Origin of the sequence: Thermanaerothrix solaris, from assembly GCF_032334255.1 — a bacterium.
GTDB lineage: Bacteria > Chloroflexota > Anaerolineae > Anaerolineales > Anaerolineaceae > Thermanaerothrix > Thermanaerothrix solaris.
This window is the reverse complement of the sequence record NZ_JAUHMF010000002.1, coordinates 1,199,533-1,218,274: the sequence shown is the minus strand read 5'-3', so window position 1 is coordinate 1,218,274 and position 18,742 is coordinate 1,199,533. Positions and strand designations below refer to the sequence as shown.

The following is an 18,742-nucleotide window of genomic DNA, read 5'->3' as shown; positions in this document are numbered from 1 at the left end:
CCCAGTTTCAAGCCGATTCTCAGCATTTTTTAAGATTACAGACTTGTAAGTTACTTGCAAATCACCTTTAAATCGGCTATACTGTGGTAGAAAGTGGTGGCAAGTGGTAATTTGTGGGACGCCGGCTGACCGGCGTCTCGCCATATATCGAGGATGTAGAACGAATGTTCCTGGGACAACATGAGCACGTCGTGGATGATAAGGGTCGCCTCATGGTCCCCGCGCGTTTCCGGGAATTGCTGGGATCCAACGGCTATATAACGCTGGGTTTTGACCAGAACCTGATGGTCCTGCCCGCCGAGGTCTTCGAGCGCCTGGCCGAGCATGCACGTACAATGAGCCTTACTGACCCCAATGCGCGGCTGCTCAAGCGATTGTTGTTTTCCCATGCTGAACGGGTTGATATTGATCGCGTGGGGCGCATCCTTATCCCCCAGTGGCTGCGCAAAGACGCTGAAATCTCCTCACGGGCAATGGTCGTCGGAATGGGGGATTACTTTGAAATCTGGTCCTACGAGCGCTGGGAAGAACACCGCCAGCTTTTACAGGATCCCGAAGCAAATGCCCAGCGCTTCACTTCGCTAGAACTTTCGTTGTAAGGTTTGTTGGCGAGAAACATGACTGCTTCATTGCCACATCAACCCGTACTTTACCAAGAAGTTATACATGCCTTAATGCCGCGCAGCCCAGGGAAGTATGTGGATGCAACGGTGGGGGCCGGTGGGCACGCCTGGGGTATTCTAGAAGCCAGTTCACCAGAAGGACGGCTTCTGGGGCTGGATCGAGATCCACAGGCGTTGGCACTCGCAAGCCAGCGCCTTTCGGTTTTCTCCGGACGCTTTATTTTGATCCGAGCGGCTTACGACACACTGCAGGAGCAATTGCACACCATAGGATGGGAGCACGTGAACGGAATCTTGTTTGATCTTGGAGTTTCCTCAATGCAACTCGATCAGCCCGAGCGGGGGTTCTCGTTCCTCCATGATGGGCCGCTCGATATGCGCTTTGACCCAAGCGATCCACTCACGGCGTCCGATCTGGTCAATAACCTTTCTGAAGTTGAACTGGCCGATGTGATCTGGCATTATGGTGAAGAACGCCATGCGCGTCGAATTGCGCACGCCATTGTCCAAAACCGCCCTATATCCTCCACGCGCGAACTGGCAGAGGTGATCCGCCGTGCCGTGGGACGCTATTCCCACGATCTTCATCCGGCCACCCGCACCTTTCAGGCACTTCGGATTGCCGTTAATCGTGAGTTAGAACGCTTAGAAGCCGCTCTGCCACAGGCAGTAACTGCCCTGGCTCCCGGTGGACGCTTGGCAGTCATCGCTTTCCACTCGCTGGAAGATCGTTTGGTCAAACAATTTTTCCGACGCGAAAGCACGCAGTGCCTCTGCCCACCCCAACAGCCCCAGTGCACGTGTGGGCATCAGGCTACCCTACGGGAGATCACCCGTCACCCCATTCGCCCCCGTCCTGAAGAAATCCAGGCAAATCCGCGGGCACGTAGCGCGCGGTTACGGGTAGCAGAAAAACTTCCACCTGGCATGAGTATTGCATGATGGCTTAATCAAACTCCTAGTGAGAGCGGACAGATAAACGTGATGGATCAAACCCTTCTCCAGGCCTACCGCGAATCCCCTTGGCGCACCCAATTGAAATGGATTGGCGCTGGCTTAGCCGTCCTGGCCGTGGTCGCATTGATCGCCGGAATTTATCTCACCGTTTCCGCTCAAGCCACCGAGGTTGGCTATCAAATCACGTATCTAGAAAAAACACGGGAAGCCCAAACCCTGGAAATCGCTAGCCTACGTGCCGAACTGGCCAGTTTGACCTCGGCTAGCGTTATGGCTCAGCGTGCCCGTGAATTGGGCTTTCAACCCGCAGACATGTCCCAGGCGCTGTACATTGCCGTAGATCCATCCCTGGTGCGGCGAGAAGCCCAACTCGCCCCTCCAGCCTCCACAAAACCCGAACCCCTCATCAAGCCGGCGTACAAGCAGTCATTATGGGACTGGATGGTCGAGGAAGTCTTGCAATGGCGAATCAAAGGGCGGGGGATAAAGCCGTGAACACTACATCACCGGTTCATCCAATATCCACCTTCCGTTTTTACCTCGTAGGAATTCTTTTCTCGCTCCTGGGAGTTTTGGCGCTTATGCAGATTATTCGCCTGCAAACCGATGCCCGGGCTCAAGAACTTCCTAAAATCGGTGAGGCTTTCTACAACTACGAAATACGCACCCTCTTCCCTGAGCGTGGGGATATTTTTGATCGCTGGGGGAATCTACTGGCCGGGAATGTTGAAGTTTACGAAATAGGGGTTGCCTTGGACGAAGTCCACTATGCAAAAAGCGCAGAGACTATTGCCAGGACGCTTTCCGAAATTTTAGAACGCCCTGGTTATACTGAGATTAAAGTTGCCGCCGAAACCCCTTATGAAAAAGGGAAAGCCGAGTTTATCACCATTGCGGATTTTGTCCCGGCAGAGAAAATCCGTCAACTTGAACAGAAGATCCAAGAGGCTAGAGACAAGGGGTCGCCTTTAAATCTGAGCGGACTATATTGGGTTGCGCATCCGATGCGTTACTATCCAGAAAATGATTTAGCCTCAAACATCTTGGGGTTCGTGAACTTTCTTAAACGCCCCGAAAATGTGGCCGAATGCCAGCGTGATGGCGATTGGTGTGGCGGTCACCTGGGGGTGGAAGAATATTACGATAGCCTGCTGGCCGGCACCCCGATTCAGGTACGCATCCCCAAAGACCCACGTAAAATTGACAACCTACCCACAATTCCACCGGGGAGCAGTTTGATCTTAACCGTAGACCGTGAACTCCAAGCCGCGGTTGAACGTATTGCTGATCAAGCGCGGGAGTCCAGCGGGGCTGAGGCCGTTACCATTATCGTCATGAATCCACGCAATGGCGAAATCTTGGCCATGACCAGCACGCCGCGTTTCAACCTCAATCGCTATTGGGAATACCCTGATATCATAAATATTCCTGCCTTTAACCGCGCCATTTCTCAGGTTTATGAACCTGGTTCGGTGTTTAAAGTGCTGACAATGGCTGGTGGATTAGACAGCGGGGCTGTAACCCCCGAGGCAACTTTCCTGGATGTTGGCAGTTATACAGTCGGAGGGATTTCGCTCCACAACTGGGAATATACGGTGTGGGGCGCACAAGACATGACAGGATGTCTACAACACTCCATTAACACCTGTTTAGCCTGGGTCGCCAACCAGATGGGGCCAACTCGCTTTTATCAATATCTTGAAGCCTTTGGAATTGGACGGCGAACTGGCATTGACATCGCCTATGAGGCGTTTTATCCTATGCGTCGCCCGGGAGACACCGATTGGCACGAGGTTGATCTCGGAACCAATGCCTTCGGACAAGGGATTTCGGTAACACCGATTCAGATGATCACCGCGATTTCAGCCGTCGCAAATGACGGCAAAATGATGGCACCGCACATTGTTAAAGCCTACATCCGCAATGGTCAGCAAGTAGAGGTCTCACCCAAATTAATGACGGCGCCGATTAAACCCGAGACAGCACGCACGCTCAGTGAGATGCTGGCCAACGCTTTGGTGAACGAGGCTTCACCTGCTCTGGTGGATGGATACCGTCTAGCCGGCAAGACCGGTACGGCCAGCATCCCCACCGAACAAGGTTACACGTCCCCGCTTACAAATGCGTCATTCGTAGGATGGGGGCCGGTAGACGACCCTCAGTTTATCGTTTACATCTGGATGGAAAAGCCAAGCGCTTCCCCATGGGCGTCGGTCATTGCGGCGCCGGTTTTCCATGATGTTGTTGAAGAGGCTGTGACCATTCTGCGCATTCCACCCGATGAGGTCCGCCAGCAGATGAAGGAACCGTGAGGAAGGTTTATGATCACGTTGGGTGATATTCTGGAAGCCCTGACCGGAAAACGTCCCGCCGCGGCTGAGGCACTTGCTCTAACCGAGGCCGCAGTTGATTCGCGCCAAATCATCCCCGGCGGGATGTTCTTCGCGCTTCCAGGCGAACACGCCGATGGTCATGATTTTGTAGAGGATGCCTTTGGCCGCGGTGCGTTATTGGCATTCATACAGCACGAGGTCGCTGTACCTCGTCCCTCCCTTGACCTGACCACGGCTGTAGACCCAACCGAAATTTCTATCCCCGAACCACCCTTTATGATTCGGGTATCGGATACTTTACGGGCGCTTCAAGACATTGCCCGCTTTTGGCGACGTAAATTCTCACCCCGCGTCATCGGGATCACCGGCTCAGTCGGTAAATCCACCACCAAAGAAGTTGTGGCAGAAGTCCTGAGCCAGCGTTATCGCACCTTAAAAAATCCCGGCAATCTCAACAACGAAATCGGATTGCCGCTCACGCTTTTACGCCTGGGGGCAGGCTACGATTGTGCCGTGCTTGAAATGGGTTTTTACGTACCCGGGGAAATCGCCTTTTTATGCGATCTTGCTCTGCCCCAAATTGGAATTATTACCAACATTGGCACGGTGCACGCCGAAAGAGCAGGTTCACAAGAAGCCATTGCGCGAGGAAAATCCGAACTGGTTCAAGCCCTGCCACCGGCACCGGAAGGTGTCGCCATTCTCAACTACGATGACCCCTGGGTGCGTTGGATGGCTGATAAAACACAGGCGCGTATTTTCTACTATGGCCTTGATCCCAAGGCTGATCTCTGGGCCGACAATATCGAAAGCCAGGGGTTGAAGGGAATACGATTTCAATTGCACCTAGGGCGAGAAACCCTGCACCTGCGGGTACCGATGCTAGGGCGTCATGCCGTACAAACCGCATTACGTGCCGCCGCCGCCGGGCTAGTCTGCGGCCTTTCGTGGCAAGAGATTATCCACGGATTGCAACAGGCGCGTAACCAACTGCGGTTAGTCGCCGTACGCTTACCTAATGGCGCACTGGTGCTGGATGATTCCTACAACGCTGCCCCCGAATCCATGTTGGCAGCCTTAAATCTCTTGAACGAGATTGAAGGACGTAGGATTGCCGTACTGGGTGATATGCTTGAACTCGGCCCCTATGAAGCAGAAAGTCACCGCCTGGTCGGGATTCGCGCCGCAGAGGTAGCCGATCATCTAATTACCTTAGGCCAGCGTGCACGCCTAATCGCCGAATCCGCTCTCCAGGCCGGGCTGCCTTCAGCTCGGGTTGTTCATGTGGAAGATACCACACAGGCGGTAGAGGTCTTGCGTCAAATCCTGAAAGAGGGTGACGTGGTTCTGGTTAAAGGTTCTCACGGCCTGCGTATGGATCGCATCGTTGCTGCACTGGAGGAAGCCGCATGAGAGAAACGTCCCTCGCCTTGGCGCTAAGCGGTTTGAGTTTTATGTTGGCGGTGATCTGGGGGCCGCCTCTCCTGCGGGTACTGCGCCATTTCCGCATCGGGAAACTCATCCGAGTCGAAGGCCCTGATCGGCACTTCACCAAGATGGGCACCCCGACCATGGGCGGCGTGCTCATTATCCTTCCGGTAGCCTTGGTGACCATCCTGCTCAATGCTGCTTCGTTGATCGGTGTGACTGTACTAGGACGTTCGGTGTTGCTCCCCCTTTTAGTCATGCTCTCTTACGCCCTGCTCGGAGCGATTGACGATTGGGAGGGCATCCGTGGGCCACGCCGTGGTTTGGGAATGCGCGCCCGCACCAAGTTTTTGCTTCAGGTTGGTTTAGCGCTGGTGGTAGCCTTTGCACTGAAATATCTCTTGCAAGTGCCTGAATTATTCTGGCCCGGTGTTCAAGAACCGTTGTCACTGGGGAATCTATACATTCCCCTGGCCGTATTCGTCATTGTGGGCGCGTCGAATGCGGTTAATTTCACCGATGGCTTGGACGGTTTAGCCGGGCTAATTGCCGCTACGGCTTTTGCGGCCTATGGTGGCATTGCCCTGCTCCAGGGACAGGTCTTTTTGGGCCGTTTCTGCTTTACGTTGGTTGGGGCGTTGTTCGGCTTCTTGTGGTGGAACGTCCATCCCGCCCAGTTGTTCATGGGCGACACCGGCTCGCTGGCTTTGGGCGCAACCCTTGGCGTCGTTGCGCTGATGACCGGTCAGTGGCTTTTGTTGCCGATTATTGCCATTATCCCGGTCAGCGAGGCGCTCAGTGTAGTCATTCAGGTCGCCTATTTCAAAGCCACCAAGGGCAAGCGCATCTTCCGCATGGCACCGCTCCACCATCACTTTGAATTGGGCGGATGGAGTGAAACCCAAGTGGTCCAGCGTTTCTGGTTGGTTAGCCTTCTTTTTGCGATGTTTGGAGTAGCACTGGCGTTAGTATGATGACACGGCGGTGGCAAGGTCAACGGGTTCTCATCTTGGGCGCGGCGCGGCAGGGTCTGGCGCTGGCACGTTATTTAGCGCAACGCGGCGCTGCAGTAACTCTTAACGATCAGCGTCCGGCAGAACACATGGAAACAGCCCGCCAAGCACTCAGCGACTTACCCGGTATTCAGTGGGTATTAGGTGGGCATCCTACTTCCTTACTCGATCAAGTTGATTTAGTGTGTCTCTCCGGAGGAGTGCCACTCACTCTGCCGATTGTGCAGGAAGCAATCCATCGCGGCATTCCCCTTTCTAACGACTCACAAATCTTTCTCGAAGAGACCCCCTGTCCGGTCATCGGCATTACCGGATCGGCCGGTAAGACCACGACCACCACCCTGGTGGGAAAAATTGCCGAACGGGCTTTGGAACCCCCACGCCGGGCCTGGGTGGGAGGTAACATTGGTAACCCTCTCATTTCTTACCTCGATGAAATGCAGCCGCATGACATTGCCGTCATGGAATTATCGTCATTTCAATTAGAACTCATGACGCGTTCGCCTCATATTGCCGCTATCTTGAATATAACCCCCAACCACCTGGATCGCCACGGTACCTTTGAGGCCTATCAGGCGGCCAAAGCCCATATTATTCAGCATCAGCATTCAAGAGACTTCGCCATTCTCAACCGAGAGGACGAAGGCGCATGGGCTCTGCGCAATCAGGTACAGGGGCAACTTATTACGTTCGGATTTAACCTTCCACCACGAGGTGAACCCGGCACATGCCTAGAAGGGGATAGGCTCTGCTGGTGGGATGGGAGTGAGATTCAACCCCTCTTCCCGCGCGCGGAAATTCGCTTGCGCGGAGAGCATAACGTTGCCAATATATTAGCTACCCTGGCTATTGTCATAGCGGCAGGATGGGACATGACATCTGCTCGAGAGGTCATCCGCGAGTTCACGGGTGTTCCCCATCGCTTGGAATTGGTGCGAGTATGGCGCGGGATCGCCTGGTACAACGACTCCATCGCTACCGCACCGGAACGCACCGCTGCTGCCATTCGGGCTTTCGACGAACCTTTGGTCCTGCTGTTGGGTGGACGCGACAAAAACCTACCCTGGGAAGACTTAGCCCGCCTGATTCATGAACGCGTGGATCACGTCATTGTCTTTGGTGAGGCTGCAGAAAAGATATTGGGCGCACTCGGGCCCCAAAAAACCGGACAGCGTCCTTACACCTTAGATCACTGTGCAACATTAGAAGAAGCCGTTCAGGTTGCGGCTCGGGTGGCCGAGCCAGGCGATGTGGTGCTTCTCTCACCGGGATGCACCAGTTTCGATGCTTTTCGCGATTTTGAAGCACGAGGGGAGGCGTTCCGCCAATGGGTGAAGCAACTACCGTAAATCCTACCACTCCGCCAATCGTCCGCCCACGCCCATTGCGATTAAGCCTGGACATTCCTCTGTTCCTGGCTGTAGCTTTCTTGCTGGGATTTGGCCTGCTGATGGTTTACTCCGCGTCCTGGATGCCCTCTGCTAATCAGACCGAAGGCCGCAGTGTTTCTTATTTCTTCCTCAACCAAATCAAGTGGGCTTTTGTCGGCACGGTCATCGCCACCGTTGTGATGTATATTGACTACCGCCGGCTTTACCCCCTGGTTCTGGTGATGATGGGGTTCACCGTCCTCTTGCTGCTGGCCGTGCTGTTTTTCGGGCAAACCCTCAACAACTCCAAACGCACGTTGCTTGGGGGATCCGTCCAGCCCGCAGAATTGGCCAAACTGGTCACCATTCTCTATCTGGCGGTTTGGCTCCAATCTAAACGAGATGTGCTTAATAAAATCACTTTTGGTCTTTTACCTTTGATCGGCATTATCGGCATTGTCGCTGGATTAATCCTGTTGGAGCCCGATTTTTCCACTGCGCTAACCATTCTGGTAATCGGTGGATTACTTTTCTTCCTGGCCGGTGTAGATATTCGCCAAATCATTTTGATCATCGCCGTTATCGGTGTGGTGGCTTTCTTGGTTACTAATTTCTCATCTACGGGCCAAACACGCATCCGCGACTTCATTGCTGGTTTGCAAGACCCCCTCGCAGCTTCCTATCACATCCAGCGCGCTCAAGAGGCTGTGGTGCGGGGAGGTATCTTTGGCGTGGGTATCGGCGAAGGCACCACCAAACTCACCAGTCTCCCCCTTCCTCATCATGATAGCATTTTTGCCGTCATCGTTGAGGAAACCGGATTGATCGGTGCATTATTCCTCATCGTTGGTTATTTGGCGATCTTATGGCGTGGGCTGCTCATTGCCCGGCGCGCTCCGGATATGGCCGGGTCTCTCATCGCTGCCGGCATATCGCTCTGGATCACGCTGGAAGCCCTAATGAACATCCTCGCTATGCTTAATCTCTTACCTGCAACAGGAAACGTCTTACCCTTTATCAGTATTGGTGGCTCTAGCCTCGTGACCACCCTAACCGGGGTGGGGTTATTAATGAGCGTCGCCCGCGTTTCCGCGCGGGAGAAAGAAACCTCAGAAAGGAGGGTTTACGGTGCGGTTGTTAGTTTGCGCCGGGGGGACCGGCGGCGGCGTGTATCCCGCCCTCGCCATCCTGCAGGCCTTGGGCAATGAAGCCGAGAATGTGCTTTGGGTTGGGAGTGAAGGTGGCATGGAACGCGATTTAGTTCTGCGCGCACAGATTCCCTTCGAGGCCATTCCTGCTGCCGGTGTCCATGGGGTAGGGTGGCGGCAGTTACCGCGCAATATCCTGCGTTTGATACGCGGCACCCTGGCTGCCCGCCGCATACTACGCGCTTATCAACCGGATGTGTTACTTTTTACCGGCGGCTACGTGGGTGTGCCCATGGCAATTGCCGGTCGCTCCATCCCCAGCCTGGTCTTTGTGCCCGATATTGAGCCGGGGTTGGCGTTAAACCTCATGAGCCGATTCGCCCACACCATCGCAGTAACCACGCCGCGTTCGCGCCATTATTTTCCTGCCGCCAAAAATGTTGTGGTCACCGGTTACCCTATCCGCACTGAACTTATAGGGTGGCAACGTAATCAGGCGCGTCAGAGGTTTGGGCTAGATGAGGAAAAGCCTGTGCTTCTGGTCATGGGAGGAAGCAAAGGTGCGCGTTCGATCAATCGCGCTGTTCTGACCCATCTAGAAGCTCTGCTTAATTTGGCTCAAGTCATCCATATCACAGGCCAAACCGATTGGCCCGAGGTGCAACAGCAAATCGCTCATGTTCCTATCAATCTTCAACATCGTTATCATGCTTTTCCTTACCTGCACGAAGATATCGGTGCAGCCTTCGCTGCCGCCGATTTGATCTTGTGCCGCGCCGGTGCATCTACACTAGGCGAGTTGCCATTCTTTGGCCTACCCGCGATCTTGGTGCCTTATCCATATGCCTGGCGCTACCAAGCCATCAATGCCGCCTATTTGACTGAAAACAGAGCAGCCGTCACCTTGGACGATGCCAAACTGTCAGAGACTTTGTTACCCACATTGCAGGACCTTTTCAGCCACCCCCAGCGGTTACAGCAAATGGCAACCGCAATGCGTGCTCTTGCCACACCCGATGCCGCCACCAAGTTAGCCGACCTTATTAGAACCTTGGCCGCTCAATCACCCGCACCCCGAAAGCACAAGGAGGTGCAATGATCAGTCTCAATGTCTTCTTCTACATGTTTGTCATTCTTTTCGCCCTTATCGGCGCTATGCGGGGGTGGGCCAGGGAACTCATCGTCTCGTTTAGCGTGATCTTGGCCATCTTTATTAACACGGTTTTGGAAACCTTTGTTCCCTTCGTGCGCGATATCCTGACAAACTCCGGACCGGCCAATCTCTTCTGGGTTCGAGTTGGCATCCTAAGCGCTCTTGTGTTTTTTGGGTATCAAACTCCCAACATTCCTAAACTCGCCGCTACCGGGCGATTTGCCCGTGAGCATCTCCAAGACATCCTTTTAGGCTTCTTTTTTGGTGCCATCAACGGTTATCTGATTTGGGGCACTGCCTGGCACTACATGCATGTGGCCAATTATCCCTGGACGGCTATCCTTCCTCCAGATCCCAACACGGCAGCCGGGCAAGCAAGTTTAAGCATGTTGCGCTATCTCCCGCCCGCTCTGTTGACCCCGCCGATCATCTATATTGCTATCGCATTAGCCTTTGTGTTCGTTTTGGTGGTGTTTATCTGATGATGCGTCACGTTCATTTCGTCGGCATTGGTGGCAGCGGCCTCTCGGCCTTAGCACGGTTCCTGCTGGAACACGGTTACCGCGTCAGCGGATCCGATCGTTTGGCTTCGGTAACAACCGAGCAATTAGCGAGGGCTGGCGCTCAAATTTTTATCGGTCACCATCCCAGCCATATCCATGGAGCAGACCTGATCGTGCGCTCATCCGCCGTGCCCATGGATAACCCGGAGATTCAGGCCGCCCATGCACAGGGTATTCCCGTCCTTAAACGTGAGCATTTACTTTCCCGCCTGATGGAAAATTCTATTGGGATCGCCGTGGCGGGCACCCATGGAAAGACCACTACCTCGGCGATGATTGCGTGGGGTTTAACCCAGTTGGGTTTGGATCCTTCTTATATCGTTGGCAGTACTATCCAAAACCTGGGAACAAACGCCCACGCCGGAAGTGGATCCCACTTTGTCGTTGAGGCCGATGAATATGACCACATGTTCCTGGGCCTGAATCCAGATCTCATCGTCATAACCAACATCGAACATGATCACCCGGATTGCTACCCAACCCCTGAAGAATACTATGCCACCTTTGAAGCCTTTACGCAGCGCCTGCGTCCAGGGGGCAACCTTATTCTCTGCACCGAAAATGCCAACACATCCCGTCTCGCCGAAACCCTGAAAACTCAGGGGCTCACGGTATGGACCTTTGGCTATCTTTCATCCTCAAATTATCAGGCGATTAGCGAAAAATCCAATAACCGCGGTGGATTATCCTTTGAGGTCATTTTCAACCCCATAGGTGAAGCCTCTTACTCTCTAGCACGGGTCTCATTGCAGGTGCCGGGTAAACACAACGTACTCAATGCCCTGGCTGCCCTGGCTGTTGCCCATCGCCTTGGTATAGACACTCAAGCATTCGCCGATGCTCTGGGTGAATATAGCGGTACTGCACGGCGGTTTGAGATCCTGGGTGAAAACAAGGGAATCATCATTATTGATGACTATGCGCATCATCCCAGCGAAATACGCGCTACCCTTTCCGCCGCCCGTCTGCGGTATCCAAACCGCCGTTTGTGGGCCGTCTGGCAGCCGCATACCTATTCTCGCACCCAGACTCTGCTGTCAGAATTTGCCCAAGCCTTCAGCGATGCTGACCACGTGATCGTCACGGAAATCTATGCCGCCCGCGAGCCTAAACAGGCTTTTTCAGCCGCACAAGTAGTACAAACTATGGCGCACCCCGGAGCCTTGTACATAGCGAGTCTGGATGAAGTGACGCAATACCTTAAGGATCACCTGAAAAAAGACGACGTAGTGATCATTCTATCCGCAGGGGATGCCAATCAAATTGGTTACCGCCTGCTCCAAGACTGGCGCCTAGAAAGTGAGAAGTCCAATGTCCATTCGACCTAATAATCCTCCTTCCCCATTGTCCATCCCGGCTTCCCCCCACCCTGGTGAAAATAAAGAACGGCTTGCCACAACCCAAACCCAGGGCAACCTCTCCCTCACCTCAGCGCCGGGAAGTGCACTCACTTCCTCGCCATCGCATCAGGTCGAAATTCTTGAGCGTCTTATTGCTTGCATTAAGGCCCTGTAGATTTGCGAGAGATGATGATGCTTTTTGCCAACCGTCTGTCTCAGGATCAGATCGCACAACTGCGGAACCGCTTTGGTGAGCGGTTGCGCCAGGACGTTTCGCTGGCTAATTACACCGCAGCGCGCGTCGGTGGAAAGGCCGATTTCGTCCTGACCGTGCAGAGCGCCGAAGATTTGGAATCGGCGATGCGCGACCTTTGGGCGCTTGAAGTGCCATTTACGATCCTGGGAAGCGGCGCTAATGTGCTGGTCAGTGATCATGGCGTACGCGGGGTGGTCATTCTCAACCGCGCTCAGCGATTTGAAATTCAAGCCGAACAAGAGCCACCAACCGTGTGGGCTGAATCGGGTGCTAATCTGGGGCTTATTGCCCGTACTGTAGCCCGCCACGGATTAAGCGGCCTGGAATGGGCAGCAACGATTCCTGGTACGTTGGGAGGAGCCATTTACGGAAACGCCGGTGCTCACGGACAAGACATGGCTGGAACATTGATCTTGGCAGAAATCTTGCATCGTGAACGGGGAAAGGAAACCTGGACTTGCGAGCGCCTTGCTTACGGCTACCGTACCAGCGCACTAAAGCGAGAACCAGGAAAGGCTGTCATCTTAAGCGGCCTCTTAAAACTCAATCGAAGCACTCGGGAAGCAGTTCAGGCACAAATGGATGCATTTATCGCCTATCGTAAACGCACCCAACCCCCTGGTGCCAGCATGGGCTCAGTTTTCAAGAATCCCCCTGGTGATTACGCCGGTCGGTTGATCGAACAGGCTGGATTAAAAGGCACTCGAGTTGGAGGCGTGGAGGTCAGCCCGGTACATGCAAATTTCTTCGTCACCAACGAAAACGCTACCGCCAGTGATTATTGGCACTTGATCTGCCTGGTAAGGCAAAGGGTTTATGAGACGTTTGGTGTCGCATTGGAATTAGAAATTGAACGCATTGGTGATTGGCTCGATGAAGACACAAACGTATAAGGATAGAGGCGCTACCATGAAAAAACGAATTGGCGTGATTTTCGGCGGTCGGTCGGGTGAACATGAGGTCTCATTGCGCTCGGCTCGTTCTGTCCTTCAAGCACTTGATCCCCACAACTACGAAGTTATTCAAATTGGTATAACGTTGGACGGCGAGTGGGTAGTGGGTGAGAACGTCCTGGAAGCCCTTGAACAACGCCAAACCCAGCACCTGATGCGCGTTTGTCTGCTACCTGAGCCAGGGCACCATCGTCTTTACCTGCGCAAGGCTCAAGGGAATCACATTGTCCTGGAGCCTTACCAAAGTTTAGATGTTATCTTTCCGGTGCTGCACGGCACTTTTGGCGAGGACGGAACGCTCCAGGGATTGCTTGAACTGGCCGGAATCGCCTATGTGGGCGCTGGAGTTGCGGCTTCAGCGCTGGGAATGGACAAGGCTTTATTCAAACAGGTTATGCAAGCCCATCATCTACCTGTTGTGGATTACTTGGTTTTTACCCGCACTGAAATTGAGACTGACCGTTCACGTGTGGTGGAAGAGGCCGAAGCGCTGGCCCCTTATCCTCTTTTCACCAAGCCGGTCAATTTGGGATCCTCGGTCGGGATCACCAAATGCCACAACCGTGCCGAACTCATGGCCGGCCTGGAAGAAGCCGCGCGTTATGACCGGCGTATTTTAGTGGAACGAGGCATTGACCGCGCCCGTGAAATCGAGGTCAGCGTGCTGGGGAATGAACAGCCCATCGCCTCTGTGCCCGGTGAGGTTGTGCCAGATGAAGAGTTTTATTCTTATGCTTCAAAATATCTTAATAACGCGACCCAGTTGCTAATCCCGGCGCCTTTGCCCGAAACCCTGAGCCAGGAAATACGCCGTTTGGCTGTGGCGGCTTATCGTGCCGTGGATTGTGCCGGGATGGCGCGGGTAGATTTTTTGCTCGATCCGCGCACCCAAGAGGTTTTCATCAGTGAGATCAACACCATCCCCGGCTTCACCGAGATCAGTATGTATCCCAAACTGTGGGAAGCCAGTGGTTTGCCTTATTCGCAACTTCTGGATCGCTTGATTCACCTTGCGCTTGAGCGTCAGGCCGAACGAGAGCGCACGCAATACACCTTTCGGAGGGGAGAATGAAAGGTTCGGAGAAGACAACACCCAGCCGCGCCGACTTGGTACGCCAACGCCGCGCACAGACGACACAACAACGCATTCAACGTGCCAAACAATCGGTAAGCCGCCGCGAGCACCGTCCGACGGTAATCGCGCGCGGCATGGCTGCCTCATCACCTTCTCCCAGTCGCCCGCTTCCAACCAGTAAGGTGCGCCGTCAATATTACTTTTCTCTCAATGCCACCGGCGCCGAACTGCGATTGCCCGCCATCCCTTTGGTTAACCCGGGCTGGCGTCTTTTCTCAGGGTTAATTGCCATTTTGATGGCGCTTATCCTTTATACACTTTTTAATGCCCCCACTTTCCAGGTTCATCAGGTTGAAGTCACCGGTTTACAACGCCTCACCCCCGCTGACCTTCAGGCGGTTTTAGCCATCAGCGGAAAACCCGTGGTCACGATTGATCCTCAAGCCCTCAAGGTTCAGTTGGAAAGTGCTTTTCCCGAACTTAAGGATATCCGTATTCGGGTCATTCTCCCTGCCCGCATCCTTATCACCCTCACCGAACGACAGCCTGTCCTGGCTTGGCAGGTGGGCAATGATACCTACTGGATTGATCCTGAAGGCATCCTGATCCGCCCTCGGGGTGAAGTCGGTGATCTTCCCATTGTTTCAGCCAATACCTTGCCCCCTCTCTCAAATGTCGGCCCTTCCAAGGGAAAGGAACTTGCACCTTCCAATCCCACCGAGGTGTGGGGACAATCCACCTCGACCCAACTCATCCAAGCCATTCTAAATTTACGCCAGCGCCTTTCCCCCGATATTCCTTTGGTCTATGACAGCGAAAACGGATTTGGATGGCAGGATCCCAACGGCTGGCAAGTCCTGATCGGAAACTCTTTGCATGACTTCGAAGCCAAAATGCAGTTATATCAGATCATCCTGGAACAAATTCAGCAACGAGGATTACACCCTCAGGTGATCAGCCTAGAACACCTGCAGGCCCCCTTCTATAAGTAAGCCTTCCGGAGTGCGGCTATGGACGAACCAATTGTTGTAGGAATTGATATCGGTACCACAAAAGTATGCACCCTGGTTGCCAGGGTCGAGGGTGAACGCAACCTGCGCATCCTTGGCGTAGGCATAGAACCATCCCAAGGTATCCGCAAGGGTGCCGTGGTGGATTTAGCGGCTGCCTCAACCGCTATCGCGCGTTCGATTGAAAAAGCCCAACGCACCTCCGGATTGGAAATCACCTCCGCCCTGGTCAGCCTGGCTGGCTCCCATGTGGCATCGGTCAACAGCCGTGGCGTCGTGGGAATCTCAGGCGGCATCATTGACCAGGAAGATATTGCGCGTGCACTTGAATCCGCCCAGGCCATTGCCATTCCTCATAACCGCCAAATTATCCACGTGATCCAACGCGGTTTTGTAGTGGACGGACAGGATGGCATCCGTAATCCTATCGGCATGCATGGTTATCGGCTCGAAGTAGAAGCCCATATCATTACCGCTGCCGAATCCACCGTTGAGAACATTCGCCAATGTGTGGAGGCTGCCGGGGTACAGGTATCTCATTTTGTCCTCAACCCTCTGGCCTCAGGCGAAGTCGTTCTGACCGAAACCGAGCGCCAGATGGGCGTGGTCGTCTGCGACATTGGTGGGGGGACAACCGACCTTGCCATTTATATTGACGGCGATGTCTGGCATACCATGGTACTGGCGCTGGGAGGCAACCACATCACCTCCGATATCGCCCATGGACTGCGCCTCCCCCTGCCCCAGGCCGAAGAGGTCAAGAAACAGTACGGGCACGCCGTCGAAAGCGAAGTTGGCGCAGATGAAATCCTGACCCTGCGCACCTTTGGTCAGGAACATCCAGTGCAAGTCAGCCGGCGCGAACTGGCGCATATTATCGAAGCCCGAGTCGAAGAAATTTTCCTCTTCGTTCTGGAGGAAATCAAACGCTCCGGCTACGATGGGCTACTGCCCGCAGGTATGGTTCTAACCGGTGGAACTGCTCTCTTGCCAGGTATCCGAAATCTGGCCAGTTCAGTTTTGGGCTTGCCAGTACGGGTGGCCAAACCGGAAAACCTAGTTGGTCTGACCGATCAATTACAATCTCCCGCCTATTCTACCAGCGTAGGTTTGCTCCATTGGGCCCTTTTGCTCAGCGAAGCAACCCCTATAGCGCGTAAACATACCCCATTCCGAGGAGGTGGCATAAACACAGAAACTTTGAAAAACTTCTTACGGCGTCTTTTACCCTAAAAAACCTGTGAATCCAAGGAGCGACAACCCAAATATTCAACAGGCCCAAACCATTAAGTCACCGGAGGAAACAACCATGGAAACAATCAACAATCCTTTACCCGAAACATTTGCTCGTATCAAAGTTGTTGGGGTCGGCGGCGGCGGATGCAATGCCGTTGACCGCATGATCGAAGAAGGTCTGACCGGAATCGAGTTTATTGCCGTCAACACAGACGCCCAAGACCTTCTGCTCTCCAAGGCACCCACTCGTGTCCGCATTGGGGATAAACTCACCCGCGGTCTGGGGGCTGGAGGCAATCCTGAGGTGGGCCGCAAAGCCGCCGAGGAATCAGCCGAGGAACTCTACAATGTCCTCAAAGGCAGTGATATGGTCTTTGTTACTGCTGGTTTAGGGGGAGGTACTGGCACCGGTGCGGCGCCCGTTGTGGCCCAAATTGCCAAAGAAGTGGGCGCGCTTACCATTGGTGTAGTTACTCGCCCCTTTGCTTTCGAGGGCAGCAAGCGCGCCCAAGCAGCAGAAGCCGGTATCGCTAAACTCAAAGAGCATGCCGATACGCTCATCGTCATTCCCAACGATCGGCTTCTTCAAATTGTGGATAAGAAAATCGGCATTGTTGACGCCTTTCGTATTGCCGATGATGTGCTGCGCCAAGGTATTCAGGGCATTTCAGAACTGATTACCGTGCCCGGTCTCATCAATCTAGACTTCGCCGATGTCAAAGCCATCATGTCCGAAGGTGGTGCCGCCCTGATGGCTGTTGGCCATGCTTCAGGCGAAGATCGCGCTCGTGTGGCTGCCGAGCAAGCGATCTCCAGTCAATTGCTCGACATTACCATTGACGGCGCTCGGGGTATCCTGTTCAACATCACGGGCGGTCCAAACCTCACCCTCTTCGAGGTCAATCAGGCCGCCGCAATCATCAAGGAAACGGCTCATCCCGACTGCAACCTCATCTTCGGTGCTGTCATTGACCCGAATATGGGGGACGAAATTCGCATCACAGTCATTGCTACGGGGTTTGACCGGCCCGCCATGCGTGCCCCAGTGGTGGAACCCCGCCCAAACCGCACTGAGGAAGGTCAGGCTCCAGCCCGTCCTACACCTGCTCGCCCTGAGCCGCGGCCTTCCACCCCCACCCAACCACCCTCGCCGACGGAGTTTCAACCTCATGTCATCAACACCGATGACCTAAACGTTCCCGCATTTTTGCGGAAACGTATTCAACGGTAAGCCAGTGGATCAAGCAGGCTCGCCCTGATCTTGATCGCCTTATCCTATAAAACACGTATGCCGATCATAACCGGCATCGGCTGAAGGGAAGGGTCTTTTCTAGACCTTAACTTCAGTTTGCTCTATTGCGACTGCTTGTCGCTCCTTCTGGTTAGGGCTGCTCGTTCCTCCGGCGAGCAGCCCTTCGTCTAACCCCTTTATACGGGTATAATCTCGCCCCTAATTATGGAAAAAATCACACTTATCCAGACCCCAACCACCAGATAATCCCCCACCACATCCCCCGACAGACCCCCATATATGATCCCCGGTCGGATCAGGAATTTTAAGGTTACAGATGCCCTTGGCATATTGCATAACTCGCTAAGTTATGCTAAAATAACACCAGTAAATATACGGCATATTCAAAAGAGAACCCCCATATATAGGGGTTCTCATTCGCTCAAATGACGAGTTGTAAAAGTTTCCCGTACCCCAAAGGGTGGTGATTAAGAACCCATTGTAGATTGTTTTGGTCTGTGTCCGGTCATCGTAATATCCAACGACTCTCTACCGTCAGTTGCCCTTGGATTTCTTTTTGGAGGTGTTGACCCTTGCGCTGTCCCTACTGCCAAAACGAATACACCCGTGTACTGGATACCACACACGACCAGCGTGGTGGAATCCGACGCCGCCGTGAATGCGAGAAATGCCATCAGCGCTTCAGTACTTACGAACGGCCCATCTTAGCCACCCCGCTGGTGGTCAAGAAAGATGGAACGCGGGAAGAATTCGATCGCGAAAAATTGGTGCGAGGCATCCGCATTGCCTGTGCTAAGCGGCCCGTCTCAGCAGCAGAAATCGAGCGCTTGGTCGGCGAGATCGAATCATCCCTCCAGCAAATGGGGCGGGCTGAAGTGCCTTCACGCGTGATTGGCGATATGGTCATAGCAGGGCTGAAGGAACTCGATCAAATCGCTTATATCCGCTATGCCATCGTCTATCTTAACCTTAATGATTTAAGAGCGATCCGCGAAGAGATTGACCGACTTTTAGAAGGATGAAGGAGTTCCC

At 53.8% G+C, this 18,742-nt stretch carries 17 protein-coding genes; all 17 read left to right on the top strand.

Features of this window, described 5'->3' with window-relative positions:
- The first annotated feature begins 113 nt into the window (after positions 1–113).
- The 17 genes from mraZ (at position 114) to nrdR (ending at position 18,732) form a co-directional block, all read left to right on the top strand.
- Positions 114–599 (top strand): division/cell wall cluster transcriptional repressor MraZ, encoded by a 486-nt coding sequence (gene mraZ, locus QYE77_RS13860; RefSeq protein WP_315626037.1) that lies wholly within the window; start codon positions 114–116, stop codon positions 597–599.
- Positions 600–617: 18 nt separating this feature from the next.
- Complete coding sequence (gene rsmH, locus QYE77_RS13855; protein WP_315626036.1) at positions 618–1,565, top strand: 16S rRNA (cytosine(1402)-N(4))-methyltransferase RsmH; 948 nt, start codon at positions 618–620, stop codon at positions 1,563–1,565.
- 42 nt (positions 1,566–1,607) lie between these two features.
- A complete protein-coding gene (locus tag QYE77_RS13850) occupies positions 1,608–2,075 on the top strand; it encodes a hypothetical protein (RefSeq protein WP_315626035.1) in 468 nt (155 codons plus the stop codon).
- Positions 2,072–3,892: a peptidoglycan D,D-transpeptidase FtsI family protein gene (locus QYE77_RS13845; protein ID WP_315626034.1), complete on the top strand. Its 1,821-nt coding sequence runs from the start codon at positions 2,072–2,074 to the stop codon at positions 3,890–3,892. The genes QYE77_RS13850 and QYE77_RS13845 overlap by 4 nt, the downstream gene beginning before the upstream one ends.
- 9 nt (positions 3,893–3,901) lie before the next feature.
- On the top strand, positions 3,902–5,326 hold the full coding sequence (locus tag QYE77_RS13840) for a UDP-N-acetylmuramoyl-tripeptide--D-alanyl-D-alanine ligase (RefSeq protein WP_315626033.1): 1,425 nt from the start codon (positions 3,902–3,904) through the stop codon (positions 5,324–5,326).
- The gene (mraY, locus tag QYE77_RS13835) at positions 5,323–6,315 is read left to right on the top strand and encodes a phospho-N-acetylmuramoyl-pentapeptide-transferase (RefSeq protein WP_315626032.1); all 993 of its coding nucleotides are present in this window, start codon (positions 5,323–5,325) and stop codon (positions 6,313–6,315) included. The genes QYE77_RS13840 and mraY overlap by 4 nt, the downstream gene beginning before the upstream one ends.
- A complete protein-coding gene (murD, locus tag QYE77_RS13830) occupies positions 6,312–7,703 on the top strand; it encodes a UDP-N-acetylmuramoyl-L-alanine--D-glutamate ligase (RefSeq protein ID WP_315626030.1) in 1,392 nt (463 codons plus the stop codon). Before mraY ends, murD begins: the two co-directional genes overlap by 4 nt.
- Positions 7,682–8,932 (top strand): FtsW/RodA/SpoVE family cell cycle protein, encoded by a 1,251-nt coding sequence (locus tag QYE77_RS13825; RefSeq protein WP_315626028.1) that lies wholly within the window; start codon positions 7,682–7,684, stop codon positions 8,930–8,932. The genes murD and QYE77_RS13825 overlap by 22 nt, the downstream gene beginning before the upstream one ends.
- Complete coding sequence (murG, locus tag QYE77_RS13820; RefSeq protein WP_315626027.1) at positions 8,853–9,971, top strand: undecaprenyldiphospho-muramoylpentapeptide beta-N-acetylglucosaminyltransferase; 1,119 nt, start codon at positions 8,853–8,855, stop codon at positions 9,969–9,971. Before QYE77_RS13825 ends, murG begins: the two co-directional genes overlap by 80 nt.
- On the top strand, positions 9,968–10,507 hold the full coding sequence (locus QYE77_RS13815) for a hypothetical protein (RefSeq protein WP_315626026.1): 540 nt from the start codon (positions 9,968–9,970) through the stop codon (positions 10,505–10,507). The genes murG and QYE77_RS13815 overlap by 4 nt, the downstream gene beginning before the upstream one ends.
- On the top strand, positions 10,507–11,916 hold the full coding sequence (gene murC, locus QYE77_RS13810; RefSeq protein ID WP_315626025.1) for a UDP-N-acetylmuramate--L-alanine ligase: 1,410 nt from the start codon (positions 10,507–10,509) through the stop codon (positions 11,914–11,916). Before QYE77_RS13815 ends, murC begins: the two co-directional genes overlap by 1 nt.
- A 198-nt stretch (positions 11,917–12,114) precedes the next feature.
- Positions 12,115–13,077 carry a UDP-N-acetylmuramate dehydrogenase gene (gene murB, locus QYE77_RS13805; RefSeq protein WP_315626024.1) on the top strand — a complete coding sequence of 321 codons (963 nt, stop codon included), beginning with the start codon at positions 12,115–12,117 and terminating at the stop codon, positions 13,075–13,077.
- 16 nt (positions 13,078–13,093) lie between these two features.
- Positions 13,094–14,209, top strand: a complete 1,116-nt coding sequence (locus tag QYE77_RS13800) for a D-alanine--D-alanine ligase family protein (RefSeq protein ID WP_315626022.1) — start codon at positions 13,094–13,096, stop codon at positions 14,207–14,209.
- Positions 14,206–15,204, top strand: a complete 999-nt coding sequence (locus QYE77_RS13795) for a cell division protein FtsQ/DivIB (protein ID WP_315626021.1) — start codon at positions 14,206–14,208, stop codon at positions 15,202–15,204. Before QYE77_RS13800 ends, QYE77_RS13795 begins: the two co-directional genes overlap by 4 nt.
- Positions 15,205–15,222: 18 nt before the next feature.
- Entirely contained in the window at positions 15,223–16,455 is a 1,233-nt protein-coding gene (gene ftsA, locus QYE77_RS13790) for a cell division protein FtsA (RefSeq protein WP_315626020.1), read from the top strand.
- Positions 16,456–16,531: 76 nt separating this feature from the next.
- Complete coding sequence (ftsZ, locus tag QYE77_RS13785; RefSeq protein ID WP_315626019.1) at positions 16,532–17,689, top strand: cell division protein FtsZ; 1,158 nt, start codon at positions 16,532–16,534, stop codon at positions 17,687–17,689.
- Between the two features lie 593 nt (positions 17,690–18,282).
- Entirely contained in the window at positions 18,283–18,732 is a 450-nt protein-coding gene (gene nrdR, locus QYE77_RS13780; protein WP_315626018.1) for a transcriptional regulator NrdR, read from the top strand.
- Positions 18,733–18,742 lie beyond the last annotated feature (10 nt).